This is a genomic window from Flavobacterium potami (assembly GCF_020026915.1).
Classification (GTDB): Bacteria; Bacteroidota; Bacteroidia; order Flavobacteriales; family Flavobacteriaceae; genus Flavobacterium; species Flavobacterium potami.
This window is the reverse complement of the sequence record NZ_JAINUY010000001.1, coordinates 1,419,916-1,440,766: the sequence shown is the minus strand read 5'-3', so window position 1 is coordinate 1,440,766 and position 20,851 is coordinate 1,419,916. Positions and strand designations below refer to the sequence as shown.

Here is a 20,851-nt window from a genome sequence, read left to right as displayed (position 1 = left end):
ATTTCTTTTAAAGGATTTGTAAATAATCCCGAAATATGTTGTTTTACACCTTATTTATCTTCTGGTGTTCCTGTGTAACATCCCATCACATAAGGTCCTGAAGTACGGTTGCACTGATCAGATGTATCCCAGCCACCACCTTTTATTGCTTTTTTCTCTTGTGATGTTAGCTTAACAACTTTTAGATTTTTTAAGCTTAATTTTTTCATAACTAATATTTTTAAGAAGATTAATGATAATTTAAGGAAACCATCTTTTATAGAATAACAATTAAAATAAAAACAATACTCAGCAAGAAATAAGCTGAGTATTGAATAAATTTTATTTTAAACCGTTAATCTTTTCAGATAATTACAGTTTAAAAAATAATCAAGGATTTGCGTAGCATCCCATTACATAAGGCCCAGAAGTACGGTTGCATTGGTCTGAAGTATCCCAGTGTTGCTTTTCTTTTCCTCCTTTAATAGATTTTTGCTCATTTTCTGTAAGTTTTACAACTTTAAGATTTTTTAAACTTAACTTTTTCATAGTTAATTTGTTTATATGATTAATAATTTTACTTTTCATCCATCCTTTCGTGTTATTCATATCTACGTGCACTTAGAGTATGGATTCCCTTACAGATGCTGATAATTCAAATGTAATAAGTATAATCCTGCTTTTTTTACGTCTTTCCGTAAAGTAGGAATAAAAATACAAAATTTAACTTATGTTTAATTTATTCAGAAATGTTTTCACAAAAAAACATTTTATTTAAAGATTTTTTTTACACAAACAAATAACTGATAATGAAAAACTTAAGACAAATAGAAAGCATTTATAAATAGCTTTTGTATTATTTAAAATTCTAAAATCAACGCACTGAAATATCATGACATCGATAAACAGAAAACTTCTAAATCGAGTGCTTATAGCTTGATGGCGAAAAATGGTGCGTCTTGACCTTGAAGAAAACTTATTCATCCCTGTTGACTACAATTGAATGACCGTGCATTAAAGGATGATTTATTTGTGATCAACCTTACCGAGCTGATGTACAACTACCAGAGCGATTAGGAAGAGGGTCTCTGGTGCACCATCTCGTTACTCATCAATTTCAAAAACGAAATTATTGTTGAGCCCTCCTATAAGCACTACCAATGTATGATGACAAAATCATATACTGTAAACAAGCAGAGTGCTGATTATGAAATTCTTGACATTGAGAATCTATATGATACACTTTTAAAAACCACAGAAAACCCCAAACAGTGAACTGCATAAAAAAACTCCCAAAAACTTGGGAGTAATTCGGCATGTATGCTATGACTAACTAAATCATTCAACAGAACCCCAAATGAATCGCGCCAGTCCACTGCTATTTTTTTGGTTTGTTAAACAGTTCTGTTACAATTATAAAATCAAAATCACAACAACAGATAATCAAAAGCTTGCAGGATATTTCCATAAGATTACAGCGCTTCAAACTTATTTGCACAGCACATATTTAAAACAATGGCAGTACAATCCATAAACATTTATAAAAACAAACCAAAAAATCTCTTTCGTTCCATTTAAGTAAGTCATGTCCAAAACTAGGCAGCAGTTTTTTATACGATACTCATTTTATTAGCGGACAGAAGGAACTCTGATCTGTTTCTTTCGGTTTTTCCCCAATCAACTGTCATAATATCCTTAATGATTTCTCTAACCTCTTGAAAAGGTCCTGGCTTAACCGCATAAAGATCGGCTCCCAGTTTGTAACAGAGTTCTATATGCAGCTTGCTGCTGCTGGTCGAAAACATCACTATTTTTATTGAATCAAAACAGCTACTGCTCCTGATTTCTTTCAGGCATTCAAAACCGTTTTTAAGAGGCATGTTTATGTCCAGAAATATTATTTGAGGTTTATCCCACATCGTTTCATGAAGATGATCTAAAAGCTGCTGACCATCTTCGGATACATTTACAGCAATTTCAGGATGGATTTCGCTGAAAACTTCCAGAAATAAAGTGCTGTCATCTTCGTCATCCTCTGCCAGGTAAATACTCGTAATGGAATTCTGCTGTTGCAACATAGTTTAAAATTATTCGTTGGATAAAAATTTGAAAATCTACATAAATTTATATCTATAGAGATTTAGGTTTTTGCTAATTTGCGGAGAATCTTACAATCTAATTGAATCAGTAATAATGTCGATTTGGTACATTTTCTATTCATATTAAAATGAGACGATGACAAATTCACTTCTTCTGTTCAGCCTGTGCTCCTCCTCACTGCATTTTACTCCATCAGAACATTCATTGACCAATTGGCTTTCACCGTAACCCTTTCCAGTTAATCTGGAAGGAGCAATTCCTCTTTTTACAAACCAGTCCAAAGTTGCTTTTGCTCTTTTATCAGATAAAACCATGTTGTAATTTTTGCTCTGCCTACTGTCGGTATGAGAACGGACATCAATTTTCATGTCAGGATATTGCTCTAATACGGCTAAAATTTTCTCAAGCTCAAAAACAGCTTCTTTTTTTATGATAGCTTTGTCCAAATCAAAATAGATAAAAGGAATTTTTAAAGTTTTAGCCAAATCTGTTCCAACCGCAATTGGACGAATTCGTTTTTCTAACTTAAGATTTAATTCGGATTGATCTGTAGATGGATCAATTTCTACTTCACTTTCAGTAGTTTCATAATCTTCTTTTAAAGCTCTAATGTAATACTTGGTATTACACTTTATTTCAAAACTGTAAATACCTTCTTTGCTTGTGGTTATTTCTTCTAATTTTTCAAATTTTTCATCCAATAAAACAACAGTAACTCCCATTAATCCTTCGCCACTTTCGCTATCTGTGATAATACCGGATAGGGTTTTATGACAATTTAATTTTCGGGTTTCCAAAAACTTGTATATATCATCATTGCCAATTCCGCCCTCCTTATTTGAAGAATAAAATCCGATTCTTGTCAAATGATCTATTACGAAAGCAAAATCGTCAAATTTTGTATTTACAGGTTCTCCAACATTTTGCACTAGACCGAAATCGCCATCTTTAAGAATCTTGGAACAAAAAATATCCAAACCTCCCAATCCAGGTCGGCCGTCGCTGGCAAAATACAACTCGTTATCTCCAGAGATAAAAGGAAAGGTTTCCCTTTCTTCTGTATTGATTCCGGGTCCCAGATTTTCAGGTTTTCCAAAAGTCCCATCATCATTTATAGTTACGCTATACAAATCAGACTGACCGGAACCTCCGGGCATATCTGAAGCAAAATACAACTTCTTTTCATCTGTACTCAAAGCGGGATGAGCAGTGCTGTATTGATTACTGTTGAAAGGAAGTTCTACAATGTTAGTCCATTTATCAACTACATATTCTGCTTTGTAGATTTTTAATAATGTAATTTTCTCTTCATTCTTGCCTTTTTTTCCTTTTAGGAAATTATTGCGGGTAAAATACATTGTCTTTCCATCTTTAGTAAAAGTGGGAGTCGATTCGTTAAACTTGGTATTGATTTTATTGTCAAATCGTCTTGGGGCTTTTAGACTTCCATCCGAATTTATTTCGGCTGCATATAAATTGGTAAAGGATTTATTGGTCCATTTGAATAATTTCTTCGTTACCAGACCTGTATCTCTTGCCGATGCAAATACCAGTTTGTTTTTTAAAATAGTACTTCCATAGTCCGAATGAACGGAATTAATTCCTGCATCTGCAATTTCAAATCTTCCGGAATTGAATTTGATCTGCTCCAAATAATTCTTATTATTGGCAAACAATTCTCCTCTCGTATCGCTTTCCACTTTTTCATTAAGTTTTTCAAGCACTTCATCTGCTTTTTTATATTCTCCAATAGATTTTAAGGCTTGGGAATATCTATAGCAATATTCCGATTTTTGCTGATCATTTAAAGCAAACAGGGCAGCATACCATTTTACTGCTTTTGTATGTTCGGCATTAAAATAGTAGGCGTTCCCTAATTTTTGAAACATCTTTTCGTCGCCATAACGTCTTTCTGCAACTTTTTCATAAATAGAAATAGCGTCTACAAAAGCATATTTATCATAATCTTTTTTTGCTTTCTTTAGTGCGGCATTTTGGGCTGTTCCATAAAAAAATGAAAGAGAGAAAACTAGATTTATTATTAAATTTTTAAATTTCATGATTAAAAGAATCTTGGTGAAGTTATACGGCTGTATTTGTTTAAGAATTCGAAACGAAGAAAGATTTCATGCGAACCCGAATTATAATTGGCCAATCTTGTTGTTTCGCGATCGTAGGCGTATCCGAGATACATACCGTCTGTAATTTGGAAGCCGGCCAATGCACTAATTGATGCGCTCCATCTGTAGGCTGCACCGATTACAAATTTGTCATTAAACATAAAATTAGCAGAAACATCGACCTGCAATGGCGAGCCTTCAACCATTTTTGTCAATAAGGCTGGTTTGAATTTGATCCTGTCATAATAATCCAAATTAAACACATAACCTGCCATAAGATAATAGTTGATCTTTTCCTTATAAATAGCGATCTCATTATCATTATAACGATTGGTCTGGATAAAATTAGGCACCGATAAGCCTACATAAGCTTTGTCGGTATGCCAATAAATTCCGGCTCCGACATTTGGCGTAATCCTATTGTTGAAATCCTGAAATTTTGGATCGCCAGCAGTTTCCGGACTTAATTTATTTGGATCCAATTTGAAAGCATTGGCACTTCCCTTTATTCCAAAAGAAAGCTGGGCGTTTTCCGATGTTGGTATGGAATAAGAGAAATCCACCGATAAATTATTCTCGTTTGTCGGACCAATTTTATCATTAACCAAAGATACACCCAACCCAAGATTATGGCTTAGTGGCGTGTTTATCGAAAAACTGCTGGTTTCAGGAGCGCCATCTAGCCCAACCCATTGTGTACGATACAAGCCAAATAGACTCAGCATTCCTCTTGATCCCGCATACGCAGGATTGATGTTTATCGTATTGTACATGTATTGTGTGAATTGCGCATCTTGCTGTGCAAAACCGGCGGCCCAACAAAAAAAGGACATTAGAGCAAAAACTATTTTTTTCATCTATTTTATTTTGATAATGGCTTCTTTCTACAAAGCCATTTAATTGGTATAAATATTATCTGGTAAAGTATAAATATCCTGCTTCCTGTCTCGGGTTTGACTGGCCATCTTTATATCTTAGAATATAATAATAGGTTCCTTCCGGTAATCCGTCTGCTTCTTTATGGGTAACCCTTCCTTCTGAAATACCCCTAAAAACAATATCGTTATTATTGTAATGATCCCTTTCAAAAACCAAAACTCCCCATCTGTTGAATATCTGAACCGTGTTGTCTGGAAAACACTCCAAGCCTCTGATGACAAATTTTTCATTGATTCCATCTCCATCTGCAGAGACGGCATTAAAGACTTTGATGACACATCCGTTCAGTTCTATGGTTGTAAAACCATCATTATTAAAATCTGTAGGATGGGATTTGTCTAAAACGATACTACCATTTTTGGTTACTGCTGAGACTGTAGCCTGATTGCTGACCATTCCTTGATTTACATCTAATTGCGACAACGTATAAGTTGCTGAGAAAGTCGAATTATCTGTCTCTCCAACGGCAAGATTGATCGGACCTCCATTCAGGATAATTCCTGGTAAAGGATCTGCTATCAAAATGTTTTGAAGATCTGTGTTACCGGTATTGGTTATAGAAAAATTATATGTCAGGGTTTCTCCTGCTTCTGAAAATCCGTTACCATTTGTATCATTAAAGGTTACTGTTTTCAAAATGGCAACTGATGGAACTTCAACAAAAATCGAAACTGTTGCTGTACTGCAGTTGGATAAATGGGCAGCTTCACAAATTTCGTAAGTTATCGTATAACTTCCTCCTGCTGTATTTGGCGCTACGTCTATTGTTCCATCAGGATTTATAGTGATTCCTGTTGGAAAATCCAATCCTTTTACCTCAACTTCAGCCGCTTTTACAGGATTGCCGTTCAATAGATCATTATCCAAAACATTTACAATTTCCATAGAACCGTTAGTTCCATCGGCTAATATTACGTTTGGTTCGTCTATAGCCTGGATGGTAAATGGCGGTCTTGCATTACATGAACTTCCAGAAGGATAATTAACTACAACCGTTTTATTTGAGTTCAATACAAACTGTAGGGTAAAAGCGGATTGAAATCCGTCATTATCGGGAATCCATTGTCCGTTAACAAACTTCCAACCTGGCCAGTTTGTGCGATTGTTGTTGCTGTCAACCGTTGTTCCTAGCCATAAAATATCTCCCTTTAAAGGCATGTTGCTTTGTGTAGCTACCACATCGCCGTTGTTGTTGATCCAATTAATTGTCAATAATCCGTTTGGAGTGAAATTATCTTCCACAACTTCATAGGAGACATAAGGTAAATTGTTAGCGCAATGGGTTTCTGCTTTTATTTCAAAATTTGGTTCTTCAACAGTAATAGAAACCTGGGCAGAACTGCAATTGGTTGTATTTGCTTTTTCACAAATCTCATACGTCAAAGTATAAACTCCTGCAGGCGTATTGGCAGCCAATTCTATTGTTCCATCCGGATTTAATGTTAAAAATCCACTTGAATCTGGAACTAAAATTTTCAAATCAACTTCAGAAAGAATCACTGGGTTGTGATCTAAAGTATCATTGTCCAAAACATTCAAAACCGTAATCGTTTGATCGGTGCTTACTACACTCTGCTGATCTAAAACTGCATCAATATCAGTATTTTCAATCGTAATCGTAATTACAGCCGGGGTTTGATCAATGGCTCCGTCATTGTCTGTTGCTGTAAAAGTAAAACTGTCGTTTCCTGCAAAATTCCCATTAGGATCGTACATAATGTTTGAAGCCTCTACCGGTGTCAAAACCTGTCCCGCAGTTATTGCCGTTCCGTTTAAAGTCAAAACTCCATGAGACGGTAGCGTTACAATCGTATAACTCTCGACAGTTCCATCTGTATCTGTTGCTGTCAAAGGATCTAATTGAGTTGCCCCGGCTTTTGAAGGAATTGTTACGCCTAAACCATCATGCGCGACTGGCGGATTATTACCAACAGGAATCGTAATCGTTGCTGATGCTGAAACCGCGCCTGAATTGTCTGTTGCCAAAAAAGTAAAAGTATCGTTTCCTGTAAATAATCCACTTGGATCATAAGTAAGATTTGCAGCTTCCGATGGAGTCAAAACCTGACCCGCTGCAATAGGATTTCCATTCAGAGCCAAAACTCCATTTGATGGTAAGGTTATAACTGTAAAACTCACAATAGTCCCATCTGAATCTGTTGCCCGCAAAGGATTGATTGCCGTAGCATCTGATGTTGACGGTATATTGGCATTTGTATCATCATAAGCAATAGGCAGATGATTTACATTTGGTGTTACAGAAGCTGTATTATTATTTCTATCCGGATCATCCTGTTCTCCTGAAATAATAGCTGTATTAGTGTAAGAACCTGTCGCATTTACGATTGCAGTAACTGTAAGGGTTGCATTTGCATTATGGGCAAGATTTCCGACCGTCCAGTTTGGTGCCGACCATGTCCCGACTGATGGCGTTGCGCTAACAAAAGTATATCCCGAAGGAAGTACATCGTTTATAGAAACCCCTGTTGCAGTACTTGGCCCAGCATTAGATGCCGTGATGGTAAACGTGATTCTTTCTCCGACACTTGGTGTTGTAATACTTGCCGTTTTGGTGACAAAAAGATTGGATTGCACAACTGGTGTTACCGTCGCGGTATTGTTTAAAAGATCCGGATCATTTTCATTACCCGAAATTACTGCTGTATTGGTGTATGATCCCGAACCATTCACTTCAGCAACAACAGACAAGGTAGCATTTGCACCATTAGCCAGATTGCCAACTGTCCAGTTGGGTGCCGACCATGTCCCGACTGATGGCGTTGCGCTAACAAAAGTATATCCCGAAGGAAGTACATCGTTTATAGAAACCCCTGTTGCAGTACTTGGCCCAGCATTGGATGCCGTGATGGTAAACGTGATTCTTTCTCCGACACTTGGTGTTGCACTACTTGCCGTTTTGGTGACAGAAAGATTGGATTGCACAACTGGTGTTACTGTCGATGTGTTATTTAAAAGATCCGGATCATTTTCATTACCCGAAATTATTGCTGTATTGGTGTATGATCCCGAACCATTTACTGCAGCAACAACAGACAAGGTAGCATTTGCACCATTAGCAAGATTGCCGACTGTCCAGTTTGGTGCCGACCATGTCCCGACTGATGGCGTTGCGCTAACAAAAGTATATCCCGAAGGAAGTACATCGTTTATAGAAACTCCTGTTGCAGTGCTTGGACCGGCATTGGATGCCGTGATGGTAAACGTGATTCTTTCTCCTACACTTGGTGTTGCACTGCTTGCCGTTTTGGTTACAGAAAGATTGGATTGCACAACTGGTGTTACTGTCGATGTGTTATTTAAAAGATCAGGGTCGTTTTCATTTCCTGAAATTACAGCTGTATTGGTGTATGATCCCGAACCATTTACTGCAGCAACAACAGACAAGGTAGCATTTGCACCATTAGCAAGATTGCCGACTGTCCAGTTTGGTGCCGACCATGTCCCGACTGATGGCGTTGCGCTAACAAAAGTATATCCCGAAGGAAGTACATCGTTTATAGAAACTCCTGTTGCAGTGCTTGGACCGGCATTGGATGCCGTGATGGTAAACGTGATTCTTTCTCCGACACTTGGTGTTGCATTGCTTGCCGTTTTGGTTACAGAAAGATTGGATTGCACAACTGGTGTTACTGTCGATGTGTTATTTAAAAGATCAGGGTCGTTTTCATTTCCTGAAATTACAGCTGTATTGGTGTATGATCCTGAAGAATTAATTGTAGCCGTAATAGATAAAGTGGCACTGGCTCCACTAGCGAGATTGCCGATAGTCCAGTTGGGTGCCGACCAAGTTCCGACTGATGGCGTTGCGCTCACGAAAGTATATCCAGAAGGAAGTACATCATTTACCACAACTCCAGATGCTTTGAAAGGACCATTATTTGTTGCTGTAATCGTAAAAACACTATTAGTCCCAATACTTGGATTTTGGTTGTCCACCACTTTTGTTATCTGAAGATCAGAAGGACAGAGCGCTGTTTCAAAACTTCTGGTTGTTAATGTTGGGACACCTCCGCAGGAATCCGAAACAGAATACTCGATTACTACTGTTCCTTCGCCAGTAAATGTCAATATGTTTCCACTTACGCTTCCGGGACCACTTAATACACTAAGTTTTCCCCCAGCTGGAGTAAGATTTAAAGTAACTGGCTGGCCTACACAATATTTTGAGTTTGGCCCTTCTCCTGTTGCAGAAACTTTAATTACAGGAAGTGTTTCAACACCACAAATCTGAACCGGTGCAGTTGCAAAAGTATACACTGTTTCTGTTACGTTGGCATTGCTTCCGTTCCCCATACTTCCTCTAATTCGGTGACCTGCGTAACCAAAATTACCTTCACAATTTTTCACAATCATTGAAGTATGCCCTCCCGTTTCTACAGCCAAAATTTTATCGTTGACAGTCAAACCGGTTGGCATTGACGGATTACTGGAATTACCTGGTACTCCCAGCAAATTGAAATGATTTTGCCCAAAAGCGTATAGGTTTTTATTGCTGTTGATCACATTGACACTGCCATAGGTAGCATCATGCTCTTGTACACTAAACCACTTGATATCATTCATCACAGGACCGGTTGCAGAATTATATCTCGGCTGAACCCACGAAAATCTATCTGTTCCTGTCCAGTCCCCTAATTGTCTGCTGGCATTTCTACCTAATGTAAATAAGTTGCCATCAGTAGCTAAAATATAATACGATCTCAAAGTATTGTTTCCAGACGAACCGATCATTTTTGGTGTGATACCTACAGGCAGTGTCATTTGCGCTGCCCTATTTTGATTCGCAATAATCGGTGTGTTGTTTCCCAGCAACACATTTGATCCCCAAACATATACACTTCCATCCGATTTTAAAGCCATTAATCCATCGTAATTTCCCCTACAGGCAACAACATCAGTCAAAAATGGATTACCAAGATCCGAAGTCGTTACCCGATACCAAGTCAGGGCGTCGCCAGTTGAGCCGTTACCTCTCACTTCAGGCGTTTGAGAGATTACCCAAACCTCTCCTGCGCAAGTTGTAATTGCCAAAGTTTTAAAAGTCGCAAACATCATTTTAACATCACCAGGATTTACGCCCGTTGGTAAACCGTTTGTATTTCCGTTGATTGTAAGCTTTTCAAAAGAATTTCCAGAAGTTATTTGGTCGTCTAGTACAGTTCCTTCCACAGACCATGCGTACAAACCATCTGTTGCCAGCAGAATTCCTTGTACTAAATTTCCGTTGTCACTTCCCAATGCCGCTTTTAAAGGAGTTGCAGCATTCAGAGCTGGATAATTTGCTGCATTGATTGTTATTGGAGATAGAATATCAGCGCTTCCGCTTCCTGCTACTTTTTCTCCCCATATCTGAAGAGATCCATCAGAAGTCCTGACGATAGTGGCATGATAACTGGAAACGAAGTTATCGTATTCAATTGTTCTCGCATTATTATTGGAATCGACTCCAAAGTTCGACAAATCAGTAAACGAGCATCCCATAACAGGAGTAGCACACTGCGCATGTATTGCAATTTGGCCTAAAAAGAATATAAAAAGCACATAGAATGCCCTTCTTAAATTCGAAACCTTATTTAAGACAGAGTAATTTATTACCATAAAAAATTTATTATTTTATTAATTGCGGATGATTATAGGTTTGAACCTGACCATACAAATCGTAAAAATCAAACATGAGATAGGTTTGTTTATCAATTCTCCCAGAAACTCTATATTTAAAAACATGATTTCTATTTGTTAAAACAATTTCACGTTCCACTGGCTTGGCTTTTAATGATGCACCTACACCGGAAACAGACATAACCGGACTCAAGGCTTTTGAAATTGAATTGTTTTTTGTGTCAATCGTTACAGGGACGCTGATCTCTAAATCGGTATAATCCGTATTTGCTTGTAATTTGCTGGAAAACCTAATTTTTGAAAAATCAAAAATTATCTTGACTGGTTCTACTTTTATATGAAATCTGGCTGGAAAATCATCATGATTACACTCTCCAACATGTTTTTTGTTGTCTTGAAAATTAATTTCGTATTCGCCCGGTTCTTCAAAAACATAATTATTAATCTCTGAACCGTAAAGCGTAACGTTGGAATTGTTTTTAGAATTTCTGATATTCCAGACTACAGTAGAAGTAAAACTCCCGAAATCATTTTTTTGACCAAATGAAATTATTTTATAATATGGATTGGTTTCATTACTGATATTATTTTGGGCAGTAATTTTAAAACTTATCAGTAAGCAAAAAAAAAATAGCATGAGGATTGATCTACTACTATTTAGGCGTCTAAATTTCAAATAAACATCTTTAATCATATAATTATATTTTTTAAAATTTTCGACTGCGAAACTAATCATTTGCGGAGGTGAAAAATCATTCAGTACTATATCAATTACGTAATTTATATAGTATAAACGAATAAAAAAAAACACAAACAACTACATACCAACAACTTAATCAAAACACAAAAATAATCCTTGTAAAAAACGAGATAAGGTATTGATCTGGTGTGCAATCCATTTTGGAACAGGCCGACGAAATTTGAGACTAAAAAAACAAAATAAAAGGAGGGCTATAAGATGGAAAAAAATCACAGGTCTATGTATGTTAAGGAAGGGAGAAATTATTTTTTATCTTGGCAAAAAATTACGCTTATCGTACATAAAATATTATTATTGTTAAGAAAATTTACTATTGGTGTTCTTTAAAAAAATATTAACTACTTTTCCGCAGTTAAAAAGTATAGCATAACCCCTCTGCAGCTATAATATATAACAGATCAAATTAATTTATAACCGATTATATATGCACTTTAAAACTACTTTGCTTCTTTTTACATTCTTCCTATCTTCCTTTTTAGGGTATTCGCAGAAATCATTTGATACGATTTATGAGCAAACCTATCATCTGCTTGGTTCTGATCCCAAAAAAGCACTCCATAATACCGATCAACTTTATGCCATTTCCAAGAACAATTTGGAAAGACTGAATTCAAGTATGCTCAGGGCCCATATACTGTACCAATACGGAGTCCATAATGAGGCTATTTCCTCTTTAAAGAAAGCGGACAGTCTAGCCACAATAGATAAAAATTATCATGCTCAGGCTAAAATTTACGGTTTTCTAGCTTCAATCTACCGTGAAAATGAGACATATAATTTAGGAAGAACATATCTGGACAAAGCGGTCAGCATAAGCAAAAAAATTAAGGACAAAAACGAAATGTACCGTTTTCAGGGAAATTTATCCCAAGAATTAGCGTGTTACGAATTACACGATTCTAATTACGAAAAAGCTATTGCTCATCTTAAAAAAGGGAATGAGTTTTTCGAAAAAGCCTCTACAACAACCGACAAGAATTATCAGATTGCAATCAATCAGGAAATAATTGCCAGAAATTATCTGGAAATGAAAAAGCCTGATTCTGCTTTGTTTTATTATGAAAAAGCCGAAAAAAATATTAAGAGAGCATTAGCACATGACAGCCCCGTTCTAGGCTTTGTTTATAATGGTTTGGGCAATGTATATACTTTTACCAAAGACTACAAAAAGGCTTTATTGAATTACACAAAAGCGGAAGAAATCGGTAACAAATCAGATTATTCTGCATTAAAGCAGGAGGTTAACAGCTCTCTGATGGAGTTTTACAAAAAAAATGATAGTAAAAAATACATCCTTTACAATGAAAAAAATTTAAAACTTACCAAAGCCGAAAATGCCAATAAAAAAGTTATTGCAGATGAATTGATTAAATCACTCCAGGAAAGCAAGCTGCAAAACCAGTCGCAGTACAGGAAGAGCAAACTGGCTATTATCTGCATCTGCCTGTTTACGATCTTAATTACAATTGCCGCCTACATTTATAAAAGAAAACAGGACAATAAAAAAATCAGGGCATACATCAATCCTGTAAAAGCGGTTTTACATGTCAATACGGATATACCAAAAAAAGAAAGCGGTAAGGAATACATATCGGAGGCTACCGAAAAAGGCATTTTACAAAGCCTTAAGGAGTTCGAAAAATCAAAATCATTTCTCAATAAAACATTGTCCCTAAATTCAGTTGCTGCAGAACTGAACATAAATCATCGTTATCTCTCGCATGTCATCAGCAAACAGAAATCAAAAGACTTTGCCGGATATATCAATGAATTAAGAATAAATTATATCATCGACTGTCTGAAAAACGATGCAACATATTTAAAATACAAAATCAGTTACCTGGCCGACCAATCCGGTTTTGCGTCCCATACCCGATTTACCGTTACATTCAAAAAAGTTACTGGAGTTTCACCCCGTACTTTCATCAATTATCTTCAGACGAATAAGGGAGAATAGGAAGTTTCTTTCTGGTACTATTCTTATTTGGCCTCTGAAGGATCGATCTTGCCAGAGGAATGGTTGTGGGTAATGATCATCCCACTGCATTGGCCTTAAGGACTGAGGCAAACAGCAGTCTAATATCTACCCACATTGCACTATAAATCCTATCCTGATGTGACATAAGATGCCAAACTGTGCCATAATCTGCCTTATCGTTATTTTTTTATTCCGAAATATGAGATACAAATCCGAGCAAAACAATACCAAATATTACAAAATAAAAAAAAGAGCCAAAATGTTAGTTACTGACATTTGGCTCTTTTGTGTATTTTTTCTTTGTGGTTCTTTGTGCCCTCTACTTTCCGATGCAGAAAGTCGCAATCCCAGTTATATATGGGTTCCACGCATACGCGGTACAAATGTGATACAGCTTTGAACTAAGTAAAACAAAGCAAAAATATTCATCACAATAACTATGTATTTCATGATAAATTATGACATTCTAAGGAAGAACTTTCAAGCAAGATAAGAGCATCAAAATTATAAAAAAAAATATTAAAATCGACAAAATCAACTAACAATCAACCTCTTGACAATTACAAATTAGTCCTAAAAGGATTATTATTTATTCAATTTCTTCATGAGGACGATTTTCTTTCCAACATTTTAACTATTTATCACAAAACATTTCCTCTTCAAATAGAAAATTTTATAATTTTTGTGGTTAAAAATATAACAGAAAAAGACAGGTCTTTTATGAAATTTGTTTAGTTAAATATTTAAACCATGAAAAGATTTCTGCGCAACAACGGACTCTCCATTGTGTTTTTTCTTTTATTTATCTTTTCAATAGCCGGCCAAATTTTATTTGGCTACAAGCAGCACAATAAAGAAATTTTAGAAGAAGGGGCATCGGCCGTCACCATGGCAGGCTATTTCAGCTCAGGGCACTTCCTGGAGTCCACATTTGAAAATTGGGAAAGCGAATTTCTTCAAATGGCACTTTTCGTAATACTTACAATCTTCCTGCAGCAGAAAGGCTCATCGGAGTCCAAAGATTTTGACAGGCAGGAGGAAGTGGATAGGCAGCCTTCTGCAGACAGGAATGGCGCGCCTTGGCCGGTTAAAAAAGGCGGTCTGATATTGGGCATCTACAAACATTCCCTGACTATAGCCCTATTGGCGCTGTTTCTTATATCATTTGTCATTCATTTTTTCGGCAGCCTCAAAGACGAAAACGAGCAGCTGGCGCTTAAAGGGATCCCGTTGGAGAAGATCTCAGATTATATCATCGATTCCAGGTTCTGGTTTGAGTCCTTCCAAAACTGGCAAAGTGAATTTCTATCGGTATTTGCCATAGTGTTACTTTCTATTTACCTGCGCCAGATAGGATCCTCGCAGTCCAAACCCGTTGATGCCCCGAATATGGAAACAGGAGAATAGCATTAATAAAAAAACTGCATGCCAGCCATATGTGCTGCCACTATATAAAAATAACATCTGCATTTATTGTCCAATTTAATGATGATCGATGCATTAAAAAGATTTGATTATGAAGAACCGATATAAAAAAGGACAGGACGTACAGCAGGAATTCGGCGGACCGGTCATGAAAGTAATAGGCTTCGAGCCCGAGCTTATCGAAAATGTAATTACCCAATGGGAAGACGAGCAAGGGACGGTCATCACCGGAAAATTTATGGATTCGGTTCTGGTGCCCGCTGCCCAGTAAATAGCCCACTAAAAGCCTCTTTAAAAGTTTCGTAAAAAAAAGTCTAAATACACTGACTATTCAATATAGAGATGCTTCGGAAAATTACCTAGCCCTTTGACATAAAAAAATCTGCATTTGATGCAGATTTTTTTTATAGCATAAGCAAGGATTTCCTATTATCTCCAAGGGTCAAGCACTACCTTCACGCAGCCGTCCTCTTTTTTGTTGAATATATCATAGGCATGCGAAATCTCGGACAACGGAAGCCTGTGGGTAATGATGTCGTCCAGTTTCACTTTTCCCTGCACAACATAGTCCAGAAGCTTGTCAATATGCTTGTGGGCCGGCGCCTGGCCGCCCTTTAAGATGATCCCCTTATCAAAAAACTGCCCCAGCGGGAAGTTATCATAATTCACAGGGTAAACGCCTAGTATTGAAACAGTTCCACTTCTTCGCACCGCACTCATACAGGCTTCAAGCACTTTTATGGAACCTTTCTCAAAATTAATGGTGGCCTTGATTTTGTCTGTAAGGCTTCTTTCCGGCTCAAATCCAACCGCATCGATGCAGACATCGGCTCCGCGGCCATTGGTAAGGGACCTAATATGTTCGACCACATCTTTTGGGTCATCCCACAAAATAGTGGTCGCGCCCGTAGAAACTCTTGCCTTATCGAGCCTGTACTGAAGTGTATCGACAATTATCACCTGCGATGCGCCCCTTAGCCAGGCACTCTTGGCGGCCATAATCCCGACGGGTCCCGAACCGAAAATGGCGACGGTCTCTCCCCCTTTCACTTCACCCCAGTCTACGCCCGTGTATCCGGTAGGAAAGATATCGGTCAAAAAGAGCACCTGCTCATCCGAAAGGTCTTGTGGCACCACGCGGGGTCCGTAATTTGCATAAGGCACTCTTACATATTGTGCCTGTCCTCCGTCATAGCCTCCGTAAAGATCAGTATAGCCAAAAAGCGCCCCGCCCTTTTCGGTAAGGATCCCGCCTTCAGGCCCATAATGCTCTGGATTACTGTGTTCGCAGTTTCCCGGCACATCGTGATTGCAGAAAAAGCAGCTTCCGCAGGCAATTGGAAAAGGGACAACTACCCTGTCGCCTCTTTTGAGATGGGTAACCGCGGGGCCGGTTTCCTCGACAATTCCCATAAATTCATGTCCCAGCACCATCGGCGATGTGGGCATTGCACCGGAATAAATGTGCAGATCCGATCCGCATATGGCCGTGGAAGTGACCTTCAAAATTATATCGTCCTGTGAACTTATTTTTGGATCCTCTACCGTATCGTATTTTACGGAACCAGGTGCGTGAATGACAGCTGCTTTCATAATGTTCTTTTTAATATTAATAGACAGCTAAGTAACTATAATTTAAGCCATTAATTTTACAGGATATTTTAAAATTCTTACAAAAACAAAATCAGCAACGATCCGGACATCAAAGTAGAATTTCTCATCACAAGCTGCATCACTTCCCTTATGATTTACGAAACAGCGGTGATTTGCCGCCCATATTATGTTGGATAAAAAAAACCTGCACCACCTAAATGATGCAGGTTTCTTAAAATCAAATTGTAATTGTAAAAATTATAATTTGATTTTAATTTTCATCTTCTTCCTTTGCGTCGAAGTTGATTGTATTGTAGGCAGCTTCTGTGAGCGTAACATCGGCCTGTTTTTCTTCTGCCAAGGTTTTCTCCAGTAGCAGCACCGCATCATCCTCTCCAAGGGTTGTAGCAAAGGCAGCCAAAGTTCCGTAGGTAGCAATTTCATAGTGCTCGATCTTTTGCGATGCCGCAATGATCCCGGCATCTCTTACCGCTCCGGCTTCGGTCTCCTGCATAATGCTTTCCCCTTCTTTTAAAAGCCCTTCCATGGCGTCGCATTTTTTAGCTGCTGCTTTTTCCCCTACAGATTTGAAGACATCTTCAAGTCTTGAAACCTGCTTTTGAGTTACTGCAAGATGGTCATTGATTGCTGTGATCAGATTCTCTGAAGTAGCATTTTTGGCCATCTTTGGCAGCGCTTTTACCAGCGCTTTTTCCGCCCAGTAGATATCTTTCAGCGAATCTACAAACAATTCTCTCAATCCTTCTGCAGCGGAAGGTTTTGCTTTTACGGTCCCTTTGGAAGCTGTTTTTGATGCCGTCGGCTTGGCAGCTTTGGATGTGGTTTTGCTTTTAGCTTCGTCTGTTTTTTTTATTGCAGTTTTCATATGAGTTTTTTTTTAAGTTAATACGTCAAATTTATAACTTGACTCGTGCTGGTTCTTACAGCTTTCCCAATGATTTTTACAGCATTTAAATATTGATATACAGAAGATTGGCTTATCTATTTGCTATTTTGATATTCGGAGAAATCTTATAATAACACCAATAAATTATGTAAGGCGGCAAACCGCTTTAATGATGAAATTTACAGTAAATCAACTGCGTATGAAAACATTTATTAAAGGTTATGCATTATTCGCCTATTTTTTGCTGCTCTCCCTAGGATCTGTACTGACGGGTCTTGCCATATTTTAGCAGACAGCTTTCAGCGGAAGGCGCTTTTAAAAACTAAAAAATATCATTATGCATACAGTTACACCTTGGAGCACCACCGCTCAGGCAGATATTGAGAATAGTGAAATACTTTTAGAAAGAAAGGTTCTTGACTATACTTACCAGTTTTACAATACAGGCGACTCTCTTTGGATTGTTGCCATTACGCCCAAAAATGGAAAAATGGCTTTTCGTGCAGCATTTGCAATAAACAGCTGCTTTGAAGTGTCCAATCTTTTTGATGATGGCGATTCTATTGTCATCACTTTGAGTTCCAGATTGGGAAATTACGAAGTACGTGCCGGATTTCCTGACCGTCAGACGCCTATCCTGCACTACACCACATTCTTTACGGCAAATATACCTCTTTTGATCCCGTTTTGGCCTCGTGATATAATCCCCATTCCACAGAATGGAATAATAGAGAATACCGCTGGAAAAATACATATGCAGCAGTACGGATCCCGCTCAGGGCTTATCTTTGCCAGCATTACAAAGCCACAGACAGGATCGTTTTTCTATTTCCAAAACCTTACCTCGCTCTCGGAATACTGCCAGGCCACCCAGACAGAATCTCAAAATACGGTAGGCGGAAACTGGCCCGAGCTTGGATTTCAGCTTCCAACTACTGATAAGCTGCCACTGCCTTCAGGCATCCCTTTTACCATATCGGATGCATATGTAATACTGGATGCCGAAATTTTCGAACAAACAGCCGAGATCTGCGAAAACTTCTTAAATAATCTTGTAAAGATTTACAAAGTGCTAAAACAGCCAAGAGTCGAGTATAACAATTGGCCCGATATTGCAAGGAAAGCCATAACGGACTTAACCCGAAGTAAAGGCGCTTGGACACAGAAAGATGGAAATCCTTATCTGAATGCCTACCTCTGTGACTTTGAAACTCCTGCTGAAAGCATGGTGCAGCTTGCCGTACTGGCACCTTTAAAGGAATATGAGAAATGGAGCGGGGAAAAACTATCACTTTGCGAGGATCTTGCCAAAGGGCTGTCCGCGTTTTATGATCCCAAAATTAACTGCATCAACAGATGGCTTCCCGCCCTTTCGGACAAACTCGATGGGTCGGAAGAGCAGAAAAAAGAAATGGTGATGGATTCCTGGTATCTGCACCATCCGCTGATGAACTTGGCTAGAATTGCCCTACATGGGGACAAGACAGCCGAGACGCTCCTGCTTGATTCCATTGATTACGCCATAAAAGTGGCACATCATTTCAAATACTCATGGCCGGTATTCTACAATATGGAAACCCTGGAGATAATCAAGGCAGAGACGGCTCCGGGCGCCGGAGGCGAAAATGATGTTCCCGGCTCTTACGCCCATCTAATGCTTCTGGTCTACAAGCTGACCAAGGAAAAGCGGTATTTGGCAGAGGCCGAAAAAGCGGCAAAAAGACTGCAGTACCTCGGTCTAAATATACTGTATCAGGCCAACAATACCGCCTTTTCAGCCGGCGCGTTACTGGAACTTTATAAAATTACCAATAAAAAGCTGTATCTTGAGCTGAGCTATGCCTGCCTTGCAGGACTTTTTAAAAATGTCCAGCTCTATGACTGCCGATACGGCTATGGGAAAAACTACACAAACTTCTTTTCCATTTTTCCCCTCAATGACGCACCGTACACCGCCGCATACGAGGAGGTGGAGGTCTATGCCGCCTTATCCGAATATCTGGTAGAGACCAAGGATGTGCCCTTTCTTCCGTCCGTAAAAACCCTGATTGGGGAATTTGTCAAATATGCCGTCAGCAGGATAGCCTATTATTATCCTACAATGCTCCCCAAGGAAATGCTCTCCCAGGAAGTCAAAACAGGAGAAATACAAGCCGATTTATGGGTTCCGCTGGAAGATTTGTACAACGGCTGGCAAAAAAGCGGGCAGGTCGGTCAGGAAGTCTATGGTTCGGGAATGGCATTCGGCGTGATACCAAGACAGTATATAAAAATCGAGGAAGATTTTTTGGTTTTTATCGATTATCCGAACCGGAATAGCAAAAGGGGAAAAACCCTTACGATCGATCTTCAGGGCGACCGGGAGATGTCATGCAGTCTCAAGATCATGAAATTGGGCAATCGGGATTTAAATATGAAAGTGTTTCAGGACAAAGAAGCCCTTGACCCCTTTGATAAAAGTTCAAAAATCAACCAGTACAAGCTTTCAGGAAAGGGTTTGGTTAAGATTCAATGGTGATCGGATCGATATGGTTCAATTAGTGATATATTTAAAAAACTCATAATTATACAATCAGCAGATTACCCTGCGCAGGATTGCCTTGCGGCCATTTTTACAATTTTCCAAAATTAACTAAATGCTTTTTATGGTTCCGTTAATTTGATAATAATGCTGTAAGGCACAAACTAAATTTGATCGAGATTTATGAATGATATCTTTTTTCAGGACTGGCAGGGCATTATTAGAGCCGCCGTTACAACCGTTACAGCATTTCTCACACTTTTCCTTTTTGTGCGCATATCAGGCAAAAGGACGCTTGCCAAACTAAATGCTTTTGACTTTATCGTTTCCATCGCCCTTGGTTCTACCCTGTCTGATATCATGCTCGCCACAATACCGGTTACAGAAGGCGCCGTAGTGCTTCTGCTCATTATTCTACTGCAGTATATTTTTGCATGGCTGGCAAGATCATCCGCTCAGATGGAAAAGATTATCAATACGGAGCCTCGAATTGTTTTTTATGACAGCAGGTTTATAGAGAAAACGATGGTAGCAGAGACCATTACAAAAGAAGAAATCTATTCGGCAATCCGTGCCGCAGGCATTGATCAGATCAGTGAGGTAAGAGCTGTCGTAATGGAACTCAACGGCACGCTCAGTGTTGTAAAAAAATCCTCGGTAGAAGGACCAAGCTCGCTCGATGACCTAGACTTGTCCAAAGCAAAAATCATTTCTGAATCCAATATTGAAATTGTAGGTGGAAATCGCAAAATCTTGTGAGGGATAGTGCAAACAGAGGTTGAAAAATTATTTTTCCAGCTCTTCAAAAGTGGTTTATTTTGTAAAGCTGGATTTCAATTATATAAGAAAATAAGAATCAAGCTCCTTAATTTTAGCCAACTATTTAAAA

Annotated in this window: 14 protein-coding genes; 5 read left to right on the top strand and 9 right to left on the bottom strand. The window is 38.4% G+C overall.

Going from position 1 to position 20,851, the window contains the following annotated elements:
* Positions 1–50: 50 nt before the first annotated feature.
* The 7 genes from K6T82_RS05775 to K6T82_RS05745 form a co-directional block, all read right to left on the bottom strand.
* Positions 51–209, bottom strand: a complete 159-nt coding sequence (locus tag K6T82_RS05775) for a hypothetical protein (RefSeq protein ID WP_223704976.1) — start codon at positions 207–209, stop codon at positions 51–53.
* Positions 210–369: 160 nt separating this feature from the next.
* A complete protein-coding gene (locus K6T82_RS05770; RefSeq protein ID WP_223704975.1) occupies positions 370–528 on the bottom strand; it encodes a hypothetical protein in 159 nt (52 codons plus the stop codon).
* 1,061 nt (positions 529–1,589) lie between these two features.
* Entirely contained in the window at positions 1,590–2,057 is a 468-nt protein-coding gene (locus K6T82_RS05765; RefSeq protein ID WP_223704974.1) for a response regulator, read from the bottom strand.
* 144 nt (positions 2,058–2,201) lie between these two features.
* A complete protein-coding gene (locus K6T82_RS05760) occupies positions 2,202–4,139 on the bottom strand; it encodes an OmpA family protein (RefSeq protein WP_223704973.1) in 1,938 nt (645 codons plus the stop codon).
* A 2-nt stretch (positions 4,140–4,141) separates the two neighbouring features.
* Positions 4,142–5,056, bottom strand: a complete 915-nt coding sequence (locus tag K6T82_RS05755) for a PorP/SprF family type IX secretion system membrane protein (protein ID WP_223704972.1) — start codon at positions 5,054–5,056, stop codon at positions 4,142–4,144.
* Positions 5,057–5,111: 55 nt separating this feature from the next.
* Complete coding sequence (locus tag K6T82_RS05750) at positions 5,112–10,757, bottom strand: DUF7507 domain-containing protein (protein ID WP_223704971.1); 5,646 nt, start codon at positions 10,755–10,757, stop codon at positions 5,112–5,114.
* A 10-nt stretch (positions 10,758–10,767) separates the two neighbouring features.
* On the bottom strand, positions 10,768–11,415 hold the full coding sequence (locus tag K6T82_RS05745; protein WP_223704970.1) for a hypothetical protein: 648 nt from the start codon (positions 11,413–11,415) through the stop codon (positions 10,768–10,770).
* A 547-nt stretch (positions 11,416–11,962) separates the two neighbouring features.
* Between K6T82_RS05745 and K6T82_RS05740 the strand changes: the two genes are divergently transcribed.
* The 3 genes from K6T82_RS05740 (at position 11,963) to K6T82_RS05730 (ending at position 15,212) form a co-directional block, all read left to right on the top strand.
* On the top strand, positions 11,963–13,495 hold the full coding sequence (locus K6T82_RS05740) for a tetratricopeptide repeat protein (protein ID WP_223704969.1): 1,533 nt from the start codon (positions 11,963–11,965) through the stop codon (positions 13,493–13,495).
* A gap of 771 nt (positions 13,496–14,266) precedes the next feature.
* Entirely contained in the window at positions 14,267–14,923 is a 657-nt protein-coding gene (locus tag K6T82_RS05735) for a DUF6766 family protein (RefSeq protein ID WP_223704968.1), read from the top strand.
* 109 nt (positions 14,924–15,032) lie between these two features.
* Positions 15,033–15,212, top strand: a complete 180-nt coding sequence (locus K6T82_RS05730) for a hypothetical protein (RefSeq protein ID WP_223704967.1) — start codon at positions 15,033–15,035, stop codon at positions 15,210–15,212.
* Positions 15,213–15,370: 158 nt separating this feature from the next.
* Here K6T82_RS05730 and K6T82_RS05725 read toward each other — a convergent pair whose 3' ends face one another.
* On the bottom strand, positions 15,371–16,534 hold the full coding sequence (locus tag K6T82_RS05725; RefSeq protein WP_223704966.1) for a zinc-dependent alcohol dehydrogenase: 1,164 nt from the start codon (positions 16,532–16,534) through the stop codon (positions 15,371–15,373).
* A 271-nt stretch (positions 16,535–16,805) separates the two neighbouring features.
* The gene (locus K6T82_RS05720) at positions 16,806–17,420 is read right to left on the bottom strand and encodes a YciE/YciF ferroxidase family protein (RefSeq protein WP_223704965.1); all 615 of its coding nucleotides are present in this window, start codon (positions 17,418–17,420) and stop codon (positions 16,806–16,808) included.
* A 358-nt stretch (positions 17,421–17,778) separates the two neighbouring features.
* Here K6T82_RS05720 and K6T82_RS05715 point away from each other — a divergent pair, with 358 nt between their 5' ends.
* Positions 17,779–19,959, top strand: coding sequence for a hypothetical protein (locus K6T82_RS05715; protein WP_223704964.1), 2,181 nt, complete (start codon positions 17,779–17,781; stop codon positions 19,957–19,959).
* A 186-nt stretch (positions 19,960–20,145) separates the two neighbouring features.
* Positions 20,146–20,721, top strand: coding sequence for a DUF421 domain-containing protein (locus K6T82_RS05710; RefSeq protein ID WP_223704963.1), 576 nt, complete (start codon positions 20,146–20,148; stop codon positions 20,719–20,721).
* The last annotated feature ends 130 nt before the right edge of the window (positions 20,722–20,851 follow it).